Annotated in this window: 17 protein-coding genes; 16 read left to right on the forward strand and 1 reads right to left on the reverse strand. The window is 70.2% G+C overall.

Going from position 1 to position 15,409, the window contains the following annotated elements; genetic code table 11:
- A partial coding sequence (locus tag AB0269_RS14820) for a hypothetical protein (protein WP_366212014.1) occupies window positions 1-394 on the reverse strand: 394 nt, incomplete at its 3' end.
- Between AB0269_RS14820 and AB0269_RS14825 the strand changes: the two genes are divergently transcribed.
- The 16 genes from AB0269_RS14825 (at window position 383) to der (ending at window position 15,408) form a co-directional block, all read left to right on the forward strand.
- Window positions 383-976: a hypothetical protein gene (locus tag AB0269_RS14825; RefSeq protein ID WP_366212015.1), complete on the forward strand. Its 594-nt coding sequence runs from the start codon at window positions 383-385 to the stop codon at window positions 974-976. The genes AB0269_RS14820 and AB0269_RS14825 overlap by 12 nt on opposite strands.
- The gene (locus AB0269_RS14830; RefSeq protein ID WP_366212016.1) at window positions 977-2,008 is read left to right on the forward strand and encodes an HAD-IIA family hydrolase; all 1,032 of its coding nucleotides are present in this window, start codon (window positions 977-979) and stop codon (window positions 2,006-2,008) included. It begins immediately after the preceding gene.
- Window positions 2,009-2,053: 45 nt separating this feature from the next.
- Entirely contained in the window at window positions 2,054-2,233 is a 180-nt protein-coding gene (locus AB0269_RS14835) for a hypothetical protein (protein WP_366212017.1), read from the forward strand.
- Window positions 2,230-3,027 (forward strand): TlyA family RNA methyltransferase, encoded by a 798-nt coding sequence (locus tag AB0269_RS14840; RefSeq protein WP_366212018.1) that lies wholly within the window; start codon window positions 2,230-2,232, stop codon window positions 3,025-3,027. Before AB0269_RS14835 ends, AB0269_RS14840 begins: the two co-directional genes overlap by 4 nt.
- Complete coding sequence (locus AB0269_RS14845) at window positions 3,024-3,935, forward strand: NAD kinase (protein WP_366212019.1); 912 nt, start codon at window positions 3,024-3,026, stop codon at window positions 3,933-3,935. The genes AB0269_RS14840 and AB0269_RS14845 overlap by 4 nt, the downstream gene beginning before the upstream one ends.
- A complete protein-coding gene (gene recN / locus AB0269_RS14850; RefSeq protein WP_366212020.1) occupies window positions 3,932-5,641 on the forward strand; it encodes a DNA repair protein RecN in 1,710 nt (569 codons plus the stop codon). Before AB0269_RS14845 ends, recN begins: the two co-directional genes overlap by 4 nt.
- A 14-nt stretch (window positions 5,642-5,655) precedes the next feature.
- Window positions 5,656-7,350 (forward strand): CTP synthase, encoded by a 1,695-nt coding sequence (locus AB0269_RS14855; RefSeq protein ID WP_366212065.1) that lies wholly within the window; start codon window positions 5,656-5,658, stop codon window positions 7,348-7,350.
- Entirely contained in the window at window positions 7,343-7,939 is a 597-nt protein-coding gene (locus AB0269_RS14860; RefSeq protein WP_366212021.1) for an NUDIX hydrolase, read from the forward strand. The genes AB0269_RS14855 and AB0269_RS14860 overlap by 8 nt, the downstream gene beginning before the upstream one ends.
- Before the next feature lie 2 nt (window positions 7,940-7,941).
- The gene (gene xerD / locus AB0269_RS14865) at window positions 7,942-8,844 is read left to right on the forward strand and encodes a site-specific tyrosine recombinase XerD (protein ID WP_366212022.1); all 903 of its coding nucleotides are present in this window, start codon (window positions 7,942-7,944) and stop codon (window positions 8,842-8,844) included.
- 67 nt (window positions 8,845-8,911) lie between these two features.
- Complete coding sequence (locus AB0269_RS14870) at window positions 8,912-9,823, forward strand: ParA family protein (RefSeq protein ID WP_366212023.1); 912 nt, start codon at window positions 8,912-8,914, stop codon at window positions 9,821-9,823.
- Window positions 9,807-10,688, forward strand: a complete 882-nt coding sequence (locus AB0269_RS14875; protein ID WP_366212024.1) for a ScpA family protein — start codon at window positions 9,807-9,809, stop codon at window positions 10,686-10,688. Before AB0269_RS14870 ends, AB0269_RS14875 begins: the two co-directional genes overlap by 17 nt.
- Window positions 10,678-11,298 (forward strand): SMC-Scp complex subunit ScpB, encoded by a 621-nt coding sequence (gene scpB, locus AB0269_RS14880; protein ID WP_366212025.1) that lies wholly within the window; start codon window positions 10,678-10,680, stop codon window positions 11,296-11,298. The genes AB0269_RS14875 and scpB overlap by 11 nt, the downstream gene beginning before the upstream one ends.
- Complete coding sequence (locus tag AB0269_RS14885; RefSeq protein ID WP_366212026.1) at window positions 11,295-12,104, forward strand: pseudouridine synthase; 810 nt, start codon at window positions 11,295-11,297, stop codon at window positions 12,102-12,104. Before scpB ends, AB0269_RS14885 begins: the two co-directional genes overlap by 4 nt.
- Window positions 12,101-13,225: a prephenate dehydrogenase gene (locus AB0269_RS14890; RefSeq protein WP_366212027.1), complete on the forward strand. Its 1,125-nt coding sequence runs from the start codon at window positions 12,101-12,103 to the stop codon at window positions 13,223-13,225. The genes AB0269_RS14885 and AB0269_RS14890 overlap by 4 nt, the downstream gene beginning before the upstream one ends.
- Window positions 13,218-13,895, forward strand: coding sequence for a (d)CMP kinase (gene cmk, locus AB0269_RS14895; RefSeq protein WP_366212028.1), 678 nt, complete (start codon window positions 13,218-13,220; stop codon window positions 13,893-13,895). Before AB0269_RS14890 ends, cmk begins: the two co-directional genes overlap by 8 nt.
- Window positions 13,885-15,408, forward strand: coding sequence for a ribosome biogenesis GTPase Der (gene der / locus AB0269_RS14900; RefSeq protein ID WP_366212029.1), 1,524 nt, complete (start codon window positions 13,885-13,887; stop codon window positions 15,406-15,408). Before cmk ends, der begins: the two co-directional genes overlap by 11 nt.
- Window position 15,409 lies beyond the last annotated feature (1 nt).

A 15,409-nucleotide genomic window follows, 5' to 3' on the forward strand; every position in this document is an offset into this window, starting at 1 on the left:
GGGCGGGTATCAGCGTCGTGATGGTGCTGCTCCGCGTCGTGATGGTGACCGTCGTGAGGGCGGGTATCAGCGTCGTGATGGTGCTGCTCCGCGTCGTGATGGTGACCGTCGTGAGGGCGGGTATCAGCGTCGTGATGGTGCTGCTCCGCGTCGGGACGGTGACCGCCGAGAGGGCGGCTACCAGCGTCGCGAAGGCGGCAATCAGCGCGACGGCCGCGGCTTCCCGCAGCGCGGGGGTGCCGGACGTGAGCGTCCGGATCGTCGGTCCGAAGATCGTCCGCGTCACGATGACCCGGTCGTTCCCGAAGAAGTCACCGCGAAGGATCTGCAGAACTCGGCGCGCAATGAGCTGAAGACTCTGAGCAAGGAGAACGCGGAGCAGGTGGCGCGCCACCTGGCGATGGCCGCGCAGCTCATCGACGAGGACCCCGAGCTCGCCCACAAGCACGCCCTCGCGGCATCCCGACGCGCCGGTCGCATCGCGATCGTCCGCGAGACCCTCGGGATCACCGCATACGCGACCGGAGACTTCGCCCTCGCGCTTCGCGAACTGCGCACCTATCGCCGGATCTCCGGCAAGGACGACCAGATCGCGCTCATGGTCGACAGCGAGCGCGGCGTCGGACGCCCCGACCGCGCGCTCGAGGCCGGTCGTGCGGTCGACCGCAGCGCTCTGCCGACGCCCGTACGCGTGGCGTTGGCGATCGCAATGTCGGGTGCCCGCCTCGACCAGGGCGAGGCAGAACTCGCCCTCGGCGAGCTGCAGATCCCCGAACTCGACCCCGACCGCGCCTTCGAATGGAGCCCCGCGCTGTTCAGCGCGCACGCCGCCGTGCTCGAGGACCTCGGGCGAGACGAGGAAGCGGCCTTCTGGGCTGCGCGCGCGGAGGTAGCCGCAGACGCGCTCGGCTTGAACGACGAGGACGATGAGGAGATCTTCATCGAGGACGGCCTCATCGAGGGTGAGGAATCCTGAGTGGGACTCTTCTCCAAAGCGCGCCCCACACCTCTGGACGGCGTCGACGTCGTCCTCGCTGACCTCGATGGCGTCGTCTACGCCGGCCCCGGTGCTCTGCCGTACGCGGTCGAGAGCTTGAATCGGGTGGCCGAGACCCGTCGGGTCGGCTACATCACGAACAACGCGTCGCGCACGGATGCGTCCGTGGCCGGCCACCTCACCGAGCTCGGCCTCTCCGTCGCCGCCGAGGACGTCGTCACCAGCCCGCAGGCGGCCATGCGCCTGCTCGCCACCATGGTCCCCGCCCCTGCGACGCTCCTGATCGTCGGCGGCGAGGGACTCGTCGTCGAGGCGGAGAAGGCCGGCTATCGCGTCACCCGCAGCGCGGAGGACGCGCCGGATGCCGTCGTCCAGGGCTTCGCACCCGAGGTCGCCTGGACGGACCTGGCCGAGGCGGCCTTCGCGTTGAAGGTGCCCGAGGATGAAGGCGGCATCCCCTGGATCGCCACCAACAGCGACTGGACGATTCCGCGCGAGCGCGGCGTCGCCCCCGGCAACGGCACTCTGGTCTCAGCCGTGCACACCGCCGTCGGCCGCCTGGCGACCGTCGCGGGCAAGCCGGAGGTCCCGATCTTCGAAGAGGCCATTGCCCGCTTCGACGCACACAAGACCCTGTTCATCGGGGATCGCCTGGACACCGACATCCTCGGGGCCGCGCGCGTCGGCATCGAATCCGCGCTCGTGCTGACCGGGATCGACCGGCCCAAGCACGTTCTCGCCGCCCCCGAGGGCTCGCGTCCGACCTATGTGCTCAGCGACCTGCGCGAGCTGCACGAGCCCTACCCGGAGACCGAGCGCCGTGGCGGTGCCGTGACCGTGGGCGGCGCCACCGTGCGCGTCGTCGGGGGAGACGTCGAGATCCTCGCCGAGGGCAAGCGCCACATCGACCTCGTACGCGCGGGTGCGACCGCCATCTGGGAATCGGGCACACCGATCTTCGTGCTCAACGTCCCCGAGAAGCTCTACCACGACCCGTTCCACCGCCCCTGACGCGCCTCGGCGTCTCCGCGTCCGAAGGCACGTACAGTGGAAGGCGTGAACGACGAGACTCCGCAGCCGACCGATGGCCTGTGGAGCCGTCTGCGCCTGATCGAGGGCCAGCCGCTGGCGGCCAGGGCCGAGGCCTACACCGCCGTGCACGACGAGCTGTTCCGCCGGCTCGAGGCCGGCGCCAGACTCGATTCGCCGGGCGCATCGCCGTCAGGAGACCGGTGACGCGCCTCGACGCCGCTCTCGCCGCTCGCGGACTCGCCCGCTCGCGCACGCACGCCTCGACACTGATCGCAGCAGGACTGGTCAGCGTCGACGGACGCCAGATCATCAAGCCCTCGACCGGGGTCGCAGATGACGCCGTCATCGACGTCGCCGCATCCGACCACTACGTCAGTCGCGGCGCGCACAAGCTCATCGCTGCCCTCGATGCGTTCGACGTCGCAGCAACCGGCCGGCTCGCGCTCGACATGGGGGCATCCACCGGCGGCTTCACCCAGGTGCTCCGTGAGCGCGGCGCGCGCACGGTGCTCGCGGTCGATGTCGGTCACGGGCAGCTGGCCGCATCCGTGGCGGCCGATCCCGGCGTCGTCGAGGTCGAGGGCTTCAACGTCCGGTACATGACGCCGCAGAGCCTCGCCGAGGCGACGGGCGAGCCTGCTGCGCCAGAGCTCATCGTCGGCGACCTCTCGTTCATCTCGCTCGAGCACATCCTTCCCGCCGCTGCCGCCGTCGCGGCGTCCGATGCCGACGTCGTCGTCCTCGTCAAGCCGCAGTTCGAGGTGGGGCGCACCGCGGTCAGGGGCGGTCTCGTGACCGACCCGGCGACGCGCGCGGATGCCGTCGCGCGCGTCGTCTGGCACGGCTGGGATGCCGGACTCGGGATGCTCGGCATCATCGCGTCGCCGATCCTCGGCACGCACGGCAACGCCGAGTTCCTCGTCCACATGGCGCCCGGACGCGGCAGCAATCCGACAGAATGGACGGAACGCATCGACGAGCTGGCAGGAGGACGATGAACGAGCGCAACATCCTGGTCGTCGCTCACGCCGGCCGGGACGACACGGTCGCCGCAGCCCGTCGCGTCATCGAACTGCTCCGCGGCGCCGGCGCGCGCCCGGTCCTCTCGATCGACGACCGCACAGAGCTGTCCGCCGTCGACGGCGATTTCTCTGACGTCGACGTGCTGATCGACGACGTCGCGGTCGACGACCTCGAACTCGCCATCGTCCTCGGCGGCGACGGCACGATCTTGCGCGCGGCCGAGCTCGTCCGGAGCACGCGCAGCGCGCCCGTGCTCGGCATCAACATGGGTCATGTCGGCTTCCTCGCCGAGATCGAGCGCGACGCCATGGACGACGCCGTGCAGCGGGTCATCGACCGCGACTACGTCGTCGAGGAGCGCATGGCGCTGGCCGTGCGCGTCAAGGACGCCGCCGGCGACGTCGTCTACGAGACGTGGGCGTTGAACGAGGCCACGGTCGAGAAGGCGAGCCGGGAGCGCATGATCGAGGTGGTCGTCGAGATCGACGGCCGGCCCCTGTCGAGCTACGGCTGCGACGGCATGGTCATCTCCACGCCGACCGGCTCGACCGCCTACAACTTCTCCGCCGGAGGGCCGGTGATCTGGCCCAGCGTCGAAGCCATCACCGTCATCCCGCTGTCGGCCCACGCGCTGTTCGCCCGCCCCCTCGTCGTGAGCCCCGACGCATCCGTGGCGATCGAGATGCTCGAGCGCACCAGCGGCACCGGCATCCTGTGGTGCGACGGCCGGCGCTCGCACGACCTGCCGCCCGGAGCCCGCGTCGTCGTCCGGCGGTCGTCGCGCCCCGTTCGTCTCGCGCGCCTGCACCCGGCGGCGTTCACCGACCGTCTCGTCCGCAAGTTCCAGCTCCCGGTGGCGGGGTGGCGAGGGGCGTCCTCATGATCGAGGAGATGCGGATGCGCGGCCTCGGCGTGATCGACGACGCCGTCCTGCCGCTCGGACCGGGGTTCACCGCGATCACGGGTGAGACCGGCGCGGGGAAGACCATGGTCGTGACCGGGCTCGGACTCCTGCTGGGCAACCGTGCCGACTCGGGGGCCGTGCGCGCCGGAGCCGATCAGGCGTCCGTCGCCGGCGTCTGGGTCGTTCCCGCCGAGGGCGCCGTCGCCGACATCGTCGCCGACGCCGGAGGCGAGCTCGAGGAGTTCGGATCCGGCGAGGGCGGGACCCCGCAGGGCGAACTCTACGTCTCGCGCACCCTCAGCGCCGAAGGGCGCAGCCGAGCCAGCGTCGGCGGTCGTGCAGCGCCCGCCGGCGTGCTGTCGGCGCTCGCGGATGAACTCGTCGTCGTGCACGGCCAGTCCGAGCAGCTGCGGCTGCGTTCGGCGGCCGCCCAGCGCGACGCCCTCGACCGCTTCGGCGGCGCCCCGATCGCCGCAGCCCTCGAGACGTATTCGAGTGCGTACACGCGGTGGCGCGAGTTGGATGCCGAGATCACCGATCTGTCCGAGAACCGGGATCGCCGTGCCGAGGAGGCCGCACGTCTCCGGGAGCAGCTCGCTCTCATCGAGGCGACGGCGCCCGAACCCGGGGAGGACGTCGTCCTCGCCGAGCGCGCCGAGCGCCTCGCGAACGCCGAGGAGCTACGGGTCGCGGCATCCCTCGCCAGAGGAGCGATCTCCAGCGAGGAGGGCGAACTCGACGCGTCGGCGCTCGTCGCCGAGGCGCGGCGCCACCTCGAACGATCCGCGGACTCCGCGCTGGCCGGCATCGCCGAGGGCATCGCCGACGTCGGCTACCGGCTCTCCGACCTCGCCCTGCAGCTGTCCGCCTACCTCGCCGATCTCGACGAGTCGGGGCCGCACGAACTCGCCGCGGTCGAAGAGCGCCGCGCGGCGCTGACGACTCTCGTCCGCACGCACGGCAGCCTCGACGAGGCGCTCGAGCTCTGGTCGACCGGGTCGAACCGGCTCGCCGAACTCGACGACGACGGCGACCGCCTCGAGCGGCTGCAGAGCGAGCGGGATGCCGCGCGCGAGGCGCTCGACGCCGCCGCCTCCGCCTTGACGGGTGCGCGCAGTGAAGCGGCATCCCGGCTCGGCGCCGCCGTCACCGAGGAACTCCACGCGCTGGCGATGCCCGACGCCCGGCTCGAGGTCGCCGTCCGCGAGGGCGCCGAGAGCTCGCACGGGCGCGACGATGTCGCGATCCTCCTCGCACCGCACCCCGGCGCCGAACCGCGCTCGGTTGCCAAGAGCGCCTCGGGCGGCGAGCTGTCCCGCGTCATGCTGGCGATCGAGGTCGTGATCGCGGGCACCGATCCGGTGCCGACGTTCGTGTTCGACGAGGTGGATGCCGGCATCGGCGGCGCCGCGGCGATCGAAGTCGGGCGGCGCCTGGCCCGGCTGGCGGAGTCCTCGCAGGTCATCGCCGTCACTCACCTGGCGCAGGTCGCGGCGTTCGCGTCGAACCACCTGTCGGTCGTGAAATCCAACGACGGCGCCGTCACCGCGTCGAGCGTTCGTCGCCTCGACGGACCCGAGCGCGAGGCCGAGATGGCCCGCCTGCTCTCCGGTCTCGCGGACTCCGACGCCGCACTCACCCATGCCCGTGAACTGCTCAGCCTTTCGGCCCCGGCGAACTGTTAGGATTGAAGCCCGTGATGAACTCTTCTGAGGCGCGGCCCGACAACGACACGACCAAACACATCTTCGTGACTGGTGGTGTCGTTTCTTCGTTGGGGAAGGGCCTGACGGCTGCGAGCCTCGGCAACCTCCTGACCGCGCGCGGACTGCGCGTCGTGATGCAGAAGCTCGACCCGTACCTGAACGTCGACCCCGGCACGATGAACCCGTTCCAGCACGGCGAGGTGTTCGTCACCGATGACGGCGCGGAGACCGATCTCGACATCGGGCACTACGAGCGCTTCCTCGATATCAACCTGTCGCAGGCGGCCAACGTCACCACCGGCCAGATCTACTCCCAGGTCATCGCCAAGGAGCGCCGCGGCGAGTACCTCGGCGACACCGTGCAGGTCATCCCGCACATCACCGACGAGATCAAGCGCCGCATGCGCCTGCAGGCGACCGAGGAGCCGCGCCCCGACGTGATCATCACCGAGGTGGGTGGAACCGTCGGCGACATCGAGTCGCAGCCGTTCCTCGAATCCGCCAGGCAGCTGCGCCACGAGCTCGGCCGCGACAACGTCTTCTTCGTGCACGTCTCGCTCGTGCCGTTCATGGGCGCCTCCGGCGAGCAGAAGACCAAGCCCACCCAGCACTCCGTGGCAGCTCTCCGCCAGGTCGGAATCCAGCCCGACGCGCTGGTGCTGCGCAGCGACCGGCCCGTCAGCGAGTCGAACCGCAACAAGATCGCGCTCATGTGCGACGTCGACGCCGAGGGCGTCATCAACACGGTCGACCTGCCGAGCATCTACGACATCCCGTCGACGCTGAACGACCAGGGCCTCGACTCGTACATCGTGCGCCGACTCGGACTCGACGGCAAGGCCGCGGACGAGGTCGACTGGTCGCGCTGGCAGAAGGTGCTGCAGGCCGTCCACAACCCCAAGCACGAGGTCACGATCGGGCTGGTGGGCAAGTACATCGACCTGCCCGACGCGTACCTGTCCGTGACCGAGGCGCTGCGGGCCGGCGGCTTCGCCCACGAGACGCACGTCAACATCCGGTGGATCCCCTCCGACTCGTGCGAGACGCCCGAGGGCGCGGCCAAGGCGCTGTCCGACCTCGACGGCATCTGCGTGCCCGGCGGCTTCGGCATCCGCGGCATCGAGGGCAAGCTCGGTGCTCTGCGGTTCGCCCGCGAGCAGGGCATCCCGACGCTCGGACTGTGCCTGGGCCTGCAGTGCATGGTGATCGAGTACGGCCGCAACGTGGCCGGCATCGCCGGCGCATCCTCGAGCGAGTTCGACCCCGAGACCGCGGAGCCCGTCATCGCGACGATGGCCGAGCAGGTCGAGATCCTCGACGGCGGCGACCTCGGCGGCACCATGCGCCTGGGCCTGTACGAGGCGGCGCTCGGCGAGGGTACGCTCGCGGCCGAGGTGTACGGCACCACGAAGATCTCCGAGCGGCACCGTCACCGCTACGAGGTGAACAACGCCTACCGCCAGCGGTTGTCGGACGCCGGGATCGTGTTCTCGGGCCTGAACCCCGAGCTCGACCTCGTCGAGTTCGTCGAGCTGCCGCGCGACGTGCACCCGTACTACATCGCCACGCAGGCGCACCCCGAGCTGCGCTCGCGCCCGACCGACCCGCACCCGCTGTTCCGCGGACTCATCGGCGCGGCGATCGATCGTCACCGCTCCAGCGAACTGTTCGACGTCGAAGATGACTGATCCTTCGACCGCTGAGCCCGTCGAAGCGTCAGAGATCCGGGACGAGCCGTTCGAGCCGGAGATCCTGCAGAGCGACGTCGTCTACAGGGGCTGGGTCTGGGACGTCCGCTCGGACCGGTTCGCCTACGGCGACGGAGAGCTCGTCCGGGAGTACGTCGAGCACACCGGAGCTGTCGCCGTGCTGGCACTGGACGACGACGGCCGGGTGCTGATGATCCAGCAGTACCGTCATCCGATCCGCAACCGCGACTGGGAGCTGCCCGCCGGGCTGCTCGACGTCGAGGGCGAGGACCCGATGGATGCCGCGCGGCGCGAGCTCGCCGAGGAGGCCGATCTCGTCGCCGAGCACTGGGACCTGCTCGTCTCGACGTGGACGACTCCCGGCGGCAACAGCGAGCTGATCCGCATCTACCTGGCGACGGGCGTCGAGGCGGCGCCCGAGGTCTTCGACCGCGAAGACGAGGAGGCCGACATCCGCCTGGAGTGGGTGCCGCTCTCCGAGGCCGTCGAAGCTGTTCTCACTGGTCGCCTGCGCAACGGCATCCTGTCCCTCGGCGTCCTCGCTGCCGAGCGGAGACTGCGGGCGTAGCGATGCGCCTGGACCGTGCTGTCGACGCCTACCTGCGGCACATCACGATCGAGCGCGGCCTGTCGGAGCACACGGTCGGCGCGTATCGGCGCGACCTGGCGGGGTATCTCGAGTGGCTGACGGATGCCGGCATCGACGACACCACGGCTGTGACGGGCGCGATCATCGGACGGTTCGTCGCCGACCGCTCCGCCGTGGTTCCGGCACCTGCGGCGACGAGTCTCGCGCGGCTGCAGTCGTCGGTTCGGGGGCTGCACCGGTTCCTCGTCCGCGAAGGGATCGAGGTCGAGGACCCGAGCGGACGGCTGCGTCCGCCGCAGACGCCGCAGCGGCTGCCGAAGGCCCTGACGATCGATCAGGTCGAGCGGCTGCTCGCGGCGCCATCCGCCGAGGAGCCGATCGGCATCCGCGACCGCGCACTGCTCGAGCTGCTCTACGCCACCGGCGCCCGCGTGTCGGAGGCCGTCGGGCTCGATGTCGACGACCTCGCGCACGGCGACGTGCTGCGTCTGCGGGGCAAGGGCTCCAAGGAGCGGATCGTGCCGGTCGGTTCGTACGCCCGGGATGCCGTCGACGCCTACCTCACGCGTGTCCGGCCGGCCCTGGCGGCCAAGGGGAAAGCATCGGCCCGACTGTTCCTGGGCGCGCGGGGCGCTCCGCTGTCGCGGCAGAGCGCGTGGCTCGTCATCCGGTCCGCCGCGGAGCGCGCGCAGATCACGGCCGAGGTGTCGCCGCACACACTGCGGCACTCGTTCGCGACGCACCTGCTGCAGGGCGGCGCCGATGTGCGCGTCGTGCAGGAGCTGCTCGGGCACGCGTCGGTGGCGACGACGCAGATATACACGCACGTCTCCGTCGACACGCTGCGGGACATCTACGCCACATCGCACCCGCGGGCGCGCTGACGGGCTGTGGGGGATCGCCGGGGGCGAACCGGCGAATGCGCAGGTGACTGGCTAGAATCGAGCAAGCATGAAGGAAGCAGGAGATTCGGTGGCTCAGAACGCGACGAAGACCAAGGGCAAGACGTCGAAGGCCGACGACATCGTCTTGGGTCCCACGGGGCGTCCGTACCACGGCTTCGCGATCCCCGCCCCGCTCGACTCGCACGGACCTGCGCGCATCATCGCGCTGTGCAACCAGAAGGGCGGCGTCGGCAAGACGACGACCTCGATCAACCTCGCAGCATCCCTCGCCGAATACGGCCGCAAGGTGCTCGCCGTCGACTTCGATCCGCAGGGCGCGCTGTCTGCCGGCCTCGGCATCCAGACGCACGACGTGCCGACGGTGTACGACCTGCTGCTGGACACCAAGCGCGACGCGCATGAGGTGATCGTGAAGTCGCAGGTCGAGGGCCTCGACGTGATCCCCGCGAACATCGACCTGTCGGCCGCCGAGGTGCACCTCGTCAACGAGGTCGCCCGCGAGACCATCCTCGCGCGCGTGCTGCGCCAGGTCGCGGGGGAGTACGACGTCATCCTCATCGACTGCCAGCCCTCGCTCGGACTGCTCACGGTCAACGCGCTCACGGCGAGCCACGGCGTGCTCATACCGCTGGAGTGCGAGTTCTTCGCGCTGCGCGGCGTCGCCCTGCTCATCGAGACGATCGAGAAGGTGCGCGACCGCCTGAACCCGGCCATCGAGCTCGACGGGCTGCTGGCGACCATGTACGACGCGCGCACGCTGCACTCGCGCGAGGTGCTCGAGCGCGTGGTCGAGGCGTTCGGCGACGACGTGCTGGAGACCGTGATCGGACGCACCGTGAAGTTCCCCGACGCGTCGGTGTCGGGTGTTCCCATCACCGAGTTCGCGCCGGAGCATGCCGCCGCTCAGGCGTACCTGCGACTGGCCCGGGAGCTGGTCGCCCGTGGCGCCGTCGCCTGAGGCTGAGGCTTCCCTCGACCCTTCGACAGGCTCAGGGATCGAGTCTTCGGCCCCTGAGCCCGTCGAAGGGTCCGAAACCGATGCGCACGGCTTCCGCGTCTCGCTGACGAACTTCGACGGGCCGTTCGACCTGCTGCTGAACCTCATCTCGAAGCACGAGATGGACATCACCGAGGTCTCGCTCAGCGCCGTGACCAACGAGTTCATCGCCTATCTGCGCGAGCTCGAGGCCGAGGAGGAGCTGGATCAGGCATCCGAGTTCCTCGTCGTCGCGGCGACCCTGCTCGACATGAAGGTCGCCGGACTCCTGCCACAGGGCGAGCTCGTCGATGCCGAGGCCGTCGCGCTGCTGGAAGCCCGCGACCTGCTGTTCGCGAGGCTGCTGCAGTATCGGGCGTTCAAAGAGGTCTCCGCCTGGTTCGCGCGCTGCCTGCAGCGAGAGGATCGCCGGCACACGCGCGCCGTCCGGCTGGATGAGAAGCACCGCCGTCAGACGCCGGAGCTCGTCTGGACGCTCAGCGCCGACGACTTCGCCGCTCTCGCCCTGCTCGCGTTCGCGCCCAAGGAGATCCCCACCGTCGGCTTCGACCATCTGCATGCGCCGCTGGTCAGCATCCGCGAGCAGGCGGCGATCGTCGTCACCCTGCTGCGGAACACCGAGTCGTTGACGTTCCGCGAACTCGTCGCGGGGACGACCGAGCCCGGCATCGTCGTGGCGCGGTTCATCTCGGTCCTCGAGCTGTACCGGCACGCGGCGCTGTCCTTCGAACAACTGGAACCGCTCGGCGAGCTGACGCTCCGCTGGGCAGCCGACTCCTGGTCGGATGAGACACTGGCGACCCTGGGGGCCGACTATGACCGATGACACCTCGACCGCTGACCCTGCCGAGACGACCGCTGAGCCTGCGGAGCCGCCGACGACCCCGCTGACCGAGCGGCTCGAAGCCATCCTGCTCATCATCGACGAGCCGCTGGGCCTGGTCGCACTGGCCGCGGCCGTCGGCTCTCCGGTGCCCGCCGTCCGCCAGGCCATCGAGACACTCGTCGACGACTACGACGGCAAGGGCGCGGGTCCGCGGCGGGGCTTCGAGCTGCGCGAGGTCGGTGGAGGCTGGCGCCTCTACGTCCGCGAGGACCACGACGCCCTGGTCGCGGAGTTCGTCGGCGGGCAGGCGCCGGCCCGCCTGTCTCAGGCCGCCCTCGAGACACTCGCCGTCATCGCCTACAAGCAGCCGGTCACGCGCGGCCAGGTGGCGTCCATCCGCGCCGTGAACGTCGACTCCGTCGTGCGGACGCTGCTCGCGCGAGGCCTGATCACCGAGCTGTTCGCCGACTCCGAGACCGGCGCCATCAACTACGGCACCACGGACGCGCTGCTGCAGAACCTCGGCATCAACTCGCTCGACGAGCTGCCGCCGATCTCGCCGCTGCTCGACGACGGCGCCGACGGATTCGACGAAGGAACCATCCGATGAGTGACAACGCCGCCCCCGAGGGCGTCCGCCTGCAGAAGGTACTCGCCGCAGCGGGCGTGGCATCCCGCCGCGTCGTCGAGCAGTACATCGTCGAAGGGCGCATCAGCGTCAACGGCGAGGTCGTCACCGAACTCGGTCGGCGCATCGACCCAGAGACCGACCTCGTCGACGTCGACGGCACGGCCATTCAGCTCGACGTCTCCAAGCGCTACGTGATGCTGAACAAGCCCACCGGGGTCGTCAGCACCATGAAGGACGAGAACGGCAGACCCGACCTCCGTCGTTTCACGAAGGACTACGAGGAGCGCTTGTACAACGTCGGGCGGCTGGATGCCGAGACGAGCGGCCTCCTGATCCTCACGAACGACGGCGAACTCGCGCACGTGCTCGCGCATCCGTCCTTCGGGGTCACCAAGGTGTACATCGCCAAGGTCGAGGGCGCTGTCACGGCGCAGACGATCGCCAAGCTGACGAAGGGCTTCGACCTGGAGGACGGCTTCATCCAGGCGGACAAGGCGCGACTCCTCGACACTTCGACGGGCTCAGTGACCGGGAAGGCGGCATCGAGCCTCGTCGAGCTGACACTGCACTCCGGACGCAACCGCATCGTGCGCCGCATGATGGCCGCGGTGGGGCATCCTGTCACCGAACTCGTGCGCCGTCAGTTCGGTCCTCTGCACCTGGGAACCCTCCCGGCGGGGAAGAGCAGGGAACTGAGTAAAATCGAACGTGGTGCGTTGCTGACCCTCGCGCGCCACGATGCCCCTGCGGACGCCACGCCGGGAGACGCCCAGGAGACCGAGTGAGCGACACCGCCAGAACCCGTGGCAACGGCAATGCGCCGCGCCTGTCGGGGACCGTGCGCGTCGTCGGCGCCGGGCTCCTCGGCGCGAGCATCGGTCACGCACTGCGTGCGAAGGGCGTGGATGTCGTCCTCGCCGACACGTCGCCCGCCCAGTTGCGTCTTGCCATCGACTACGGAGCCGGACGCGCGGCTCGCGACGACGACTCGCCGTCGCTGATCGTCGTGTCGGTTCCTCCGGACGTGACCGCCGATGTCATCGAGGCGGAGCTCACGAAATACCCGGATGCTGTCGTCACGGACGTCGCGAGCGTGAAGCTCGAGCCGTTCCGTGCGCTCACCGAGCGCGGCGTCGATCTCACGCGCTACATCGGCTCGCATCCGCTCGCCGGCCGGGAGCGCGGGGGAGCGATCTCGGCGCGCGCCGACCTGTTCATCGGACGCCCCTGGGTGGTCTGCCGCGACGAGGAGACCCGCGCTGCCGACCTCGCCCTCGTCGAGGACCTCGCGCTCGACGTCGGCGCGATGCCGCTCGAGATGACGCCGGAGGAGCACGACCGCTCGGTCGCGCTCACGTCGCACGTCCCGCAGGTCGTCGCCAGCCTTCTCGCCGCACGTCTCGCGACCGCGGACGAGGATGCCCTCCGCCTTGCAGGCCAGGGCGTCCGCGACACCACGCGCATCGCGGCATCCGCGCCGGAACTCTGGGTGCAGATCCTCGGCGCCAACGCCGAGCCGGTCGTCGACGTGCTCGATGCTCTCGCCACCGACCTGAAGACCGTGTCGGATGCGCTGCGCGAGCCCGGAGCTCCCGGGGCCAGGCGAGTGGTGGCCGAGGCGATCCGACAGGGCAACGACGGCGTCGAGCGGCTGCCGGGCAAGCACGGACAGAACCGCCGATTCGAGCAGCTCGTCGTCATGGTCGACGACACCCCCGGTCAACTGGGACGTCTGTTCGGCGAGCTCGGCGAGCTCGGTGTGAACGTGGAGGACCTGCGCCTGGAGCATTCTCCCGGCGCGCAGTTCGGCCTCGCCGAGATCAGCGTGGCCCCGGCCGCACTGCTCGGCGCCGTCGACGGGCTGCAGCAGCGCGGATGGCGGATTGCAGGAGCGACTAATGAGTGATTTCATCGCGATCGACGGACCGGCGGGCTCGGGCAAGTCGAGCGTCTCCGCGGCCATCGCGCGCCAGCGCGGCTACGGCCTGCTCGACACGGGGGCGGCGTACCGGGCGCTGGCCTGGCACGTGCTCGACCGCGGCGACGACACCGATGACGCGCAGGCGGTGCTCGCTGCGGCATCCGCATTCGACCTCCGCCTCGGACTCGACCCCGACGACCGCACCGTCGCCGTCGGCGACACCGACATCACGGCGGCGATCCGCGAGCCGCGCGTGTCCGGCGCGGTCAGCGGCGTCGCGCGCGTGCCCGCCGTGCGCGAGCAGGTGAACATCTTCTTCCGGTCGCTGGTCGCGAACGCCTCGCATCCGGCGGTCGTCGTCGAAGGGCGCGACATCACGACCGTGGTGGCGCCCGACGCGCCCGTACGCATCCTCCTGACCGCGGCGCCCGAGGTGCGCGCGGCCAGACGAGCCGGCGAACTCGCCGGCGAGAACGCCGCAGAGGTCGCCGCTGCGCTGCACAAGCGCGACGCCTCCGACAGCGCCGTCGTCGACTTCCTGAACGCCGCAGAGGGCGTCGAGGTCGTCGACACCACCCACCTCGATTTCTCACAGACCATCGACGCCGTCCTCGCGGTGATCGACCGAAAGCAAGGAGCGGAACATGGCCGCTGAAGATGAATACGAAGGCGGCCCCGACCGTCTCGCCGAGAAGATGGACGAGCTCGACGAGCAGCTCGCCGAGCAGCGGGCCGAGGCCCTGCGCGCCGGACTCGCCGACTACGACCTGGATGAGGAGGACGCGGCGCTTCTCGCGGGCCTCAGCCTCGCCGAGGGCGGAGTCGAGTTCCTGCCCGCACTCCCGGTCGTCGCGATCGTCGGACGGCCGAACGTCGGCAAGTCCGCTCTCGTGAACCGCATCCTCGGCCGTCGTGAGGCCGTCGTCGAGGACACGCCCGGTGTCACCCGCGACCGTGTGACGTACAAGGCGGAGTGGAACGATCGCCGCTTCTCGCTCGTCGACACGGGCGGCTGGGAGCCGGACGCCAAGGGCATCGACCGCTCGGTCGCAGCTCAGGCCGAGGTCGCGATCGACCTCGCGGACCTCGTGCTGTTCGTCGTCGACGCCATGGTGGGCGCCACCTCCACCGACGAGCACGTCGTGAAGCTGCTGCGCAAGAGCGGCAAGCCGGTGTTCCTCGTCGCGAACAAGATCGACGACACGCGCCAGGAGCCCGAGGCCGCGGCTCTGTGGAACCTCGGTCTCGGCGAGCCGTACCCGACCTCGGCGGTCCACGGCCGCGGTGTCGCCGACCTGCTCGACGCCGTGCTCGAGAAGCTGCCCGAGGTGTCTGCGGTCGCCAAGCACGAGATCGGCGGGCCGCGCCGCGTCGCGATCCTCGGTCGCCCGAACGTCGGGAAGTCGTCGCTGCTGAACAAGGCCGCGGGGGAGGAGCGCGTGGTCGTCAACGACCTCGCCGGCACCACCCGCGACCCCGTGGACGAGGTCGTCGAACTCGGCGGCAAGCTGTGGCGACTGGTCGATACGGCCGGCATCCGACGCCGCGTCCACCTGCAGCAGGGTGCGGACTTCTATGCGTCGCTGCGCACGTCCGCCGCGCTCGAGAAGGCGGAGGTCGCCGTCGTCGTGCTCGACGTCTCGGAGCCCCTCAGCGAGCAGGACGTGCGCATCATCGACCTGGTGCTCGAATCCGGACGCGCGCTCGTGCTCGCCTTCAACAAGTGGGACCGCCTGAGCGACGTCGACCTCGAGAACCAGGACCGCCGCCGGTACCTGGAGCGTGAGATCGAACAGGACCTCGCGCACGTCGCGTGGGCTCCGCGCGTGAACATCTCGGCGAAGACCGGGCGTCACCTCGACAAGCTCGTGCCTGCGCTCGAGACGGCGCTGGAGAACTGGGATCGCCGCATCCCGACCGGAAAGTTCAACGCGTTCATCTCCGAGCTGGTCGCCGAGCACCCGCACCCGCTGCGCGGAGGCAAGCAGCCGCGCATCCTGTTCGGCACGCAGGCGTCGACGCGTCCGCCGACGTTCGTGCTGTTCACGACCGGGTTCCTCGACCCCGGCTACCGCCGGTTCATCCAGCGCCGCCTGCGGGAGCTGTACGAGTTCGAGGGCACCCCGATCGTCATCAACATGCGCGTGCGGGAGCGCCGCCAGCGCTGAG

It is taken from the genome of Microbacterium sp. NPDC077644 (assembly GCF_040702785.1).
In the GTDB taxonomy this organism is placed as follows: Bacteria; Actinomycetota; Actinomycetes; order Actinomycetales; family Microbacteriaceae; genus Microbacterium.

Excerpts from the sequence above, each read along its gene's own strand:
- AB0269_RS14845 (WP_366212019.1), top strand. The coding sequence starts at position 3,024 with ATGAACGAGCGCAACATCCTGGTCGTCGCTCACGCCGGCCGGGACGAC.
- recN (WP_366212020.1), top strand. The coding sequence starts at position 3,932 with ATGATCGAGGAGATGCGGATGCGCGGCCTCGGCGTGATCGACGACGCC.
- AB0269_RS14855 (WP_366212065.1), top strand. The coding sequence starts at position 5,656 with ATGAACTCTTCTGAGGCGCGGCCCGACAACGACACGACCAAACACATC.
- AB0269_RS14860 (WP_366212021.1), top strand. The coding sequence starts at position 7,343 with ATGACTGATCCTTCGACCGCTGAGCCCGTCGAAGCGTCAGAGATCCGG.
- xerD (WP_366212022.1), top strand. The coding sequence starts at position 7,942 with ATGCGCCTGGACCGTGCTGTCGACGCCTACCTGCGGCACATCACGATC.
- AB0269_RS14870 (WP_366212023.1), top strand. The coding sequence starts at position 8,912 with ATGAAGGAAGCAGGAGATTCGGTGGCTCAGAACGCGACGAAGACCAAG.
- scpB (WP_366212025.1), top strand. The coding sequence starts at position 10,678 with ATGACCGATGACACCTCGACCGCTGACCCTGCCGAGACGACCGCTGAG.
- AB0269_RS14885 (WP_366212026.1), top strand. The coding sequence starts at position 11,295 with ATGAGTGACAACGCCGCCCCCGAGGGCGTCCGCCTGCAGAAGGTACTC.
- cmk (WP_366212028.1), top strand. The coding sequence starts at position 13,218 with ATGAGTGATTTCATCGCGATCGACGGACCGGCGGGCTCGGGCAAGTCG.
- der (WP_366212029.1), top strand. The coding sequence starts at position 13,885 with ATGGCCGCTGAAGATGAATACGAAGGCGGCCCCGACCGTCTCGCCGAG.